Raw genomic sequence first — 1776 nt, forward strand, 5'->3', positions numbered from 1 at the left:
CCTGATTTTACAATTCCAAGGTCTATTATTTTAATACATTATTTGGTGACCACATTTGTGTTGATCATGAGTCGCTATGTGTTTAAGGCATTTTATGATGTGCTTTCAACAGAATTACGGACTATTACCAATGTGTTAATTTTCGGCGCTGGCGAAGCAGGCATCATTACCTACGGCGCATTGAACAATGATAAAGCAAGTTGTTTTGATGTTTTTGGTTTTATCGATGATGATGAGTATAAAATAAATAAAAAAATTGATCGGATTAAAATTTATGCGTTTTCAAAGATAACTAAAGAGTTTATCGAAAAGAATGGGATTAGCGAAGTAGTAATTTCTACTCAAAATATTAAATCTGGGCGCATATTAGAAATCACAGATACACTATTAAGTTTAAACTTGAAGGTAAAGATCGTTCCCCCTTTAACGAAGTGGATCGACGGCACTTTAGAAGTAAACCAAATTAAGCAGGTAAAAATTGATGACTTATTAAATAGACGGCAAATCAATATAAACAACCCTATTGTTAAAAGAGATGTGAATGATAAAGTGATTCTGGTAACGGGTGCCGCGGGTTCTATTGGGAGCGAAATTGCTAGACAAATTGCATCTTACGGCATCAAACAATTGGTTTTAGTGGATCAAGCAGAATCTGCTTTGTATGATTTACAACAAGAATTGCATCAAAAAGGAATTGAAAATTTTTCTGCTTTGGTGGCAGATGTACGCGATAAAAAAAGAATGCGTGAAATTTTTGAACACTATCAGCCTCAAAAAGTTTTTCATGCGGCGGCTTATAAGCACGTTCCACTCATGGAAGATAGCCCGTATGAAGCGTTTAAAATTAATATACTAGGGACTAAAAATATGGTAGACTTGTCTATAAAGTACAAAGTTGAACGCTTTGTGATGATCTCTACGGACAAAGCGGTGAATCCTACCAATGTAATGGGGGCAACCAAAAGAGTGGCAGAAATGTATATTAGCTGTGTGAGCAAGCAGCAAGAAACCACAAAGTTTACCACTACGCGTTTTGGAAATGTGTTGGGTTCTAACGGTTCTGTAATTCCGCTATTCAAAAAACAAATAGAACATGGTGGACCATTAACCGTAACCCATCAAGATATTACACGTTATTTTATGACCATACCCGAAGCCTGTCGTTTGGTTTTAGAAGCAGGTACGATGGGCGAGGGTGGCGAGATTTATATTTTTGATATGGGGGAATCTGTTAAGATTTTTGACATGGCGAAAAGAATGATTTCTTTATCAGGCTTAAAATATCCTGAAGATATTGATATTAAAATTACAGGCTTACGACCTGGAGAAAAGCTCTATGAAGAATTGTTAGCAGATGGGGAAAATACCGTACCAACCTACCACGAGAAAATTATGATTGCAAAAACACAAAAAGTAAACAATGAGCAAGTGGTAGCGCTGATAGAAAATTTATCCTCCAAGAAAAATAAATTGACCAATGTTGAGATTGTGGGACTAATCAAAGAAATCGTCCCAGAATATGTTTCGAACAACTCTAAATATGAAAAATTAGATAAAATTAGTTAGTGTTTCTATAAAATACTATTTTCGCAAAAAAAAAACTGAATTTATGAATAATGTAATAAAAAATACATTCTTTTTACTGATACTTTTGATGCTGGCATCCTGTGTGTCTAAAAAAGAGATTATATATTTTCAAAATGATGAAATAGACCAATCTAGAGTTTCCAATTCTTATAAGACGATTATCAAGCCAGATGATGTATTGCAGATTAC

General features: G+C 34.5%; 1 protein-coding gene. It reads left to right on the top strand.

Going from position 1 to position 1776, the window contains the following annotated elements; genetic code table 11:
- A partial coding sequence (locus ES044_RS18165) for a polysaccharide biosynthesis protein (protein ID WP_147187467.1) occupies window positions 1–1566 on the top strand: 1566 nt, incomplete at its 5' end.
- Window positions 1567–1776 lie beyond the last annotated feature (210 nt).

It is taken from the genome of Polaribacter sp. IC066, assembly GCF_007997085.1.
In the GTDB taxonomy this organism is placed as follows: Bacteria; Bacteroidota; Bacteroidia; order Flavobacteriales; family Flavobacteriaceae; genus Polaribacter.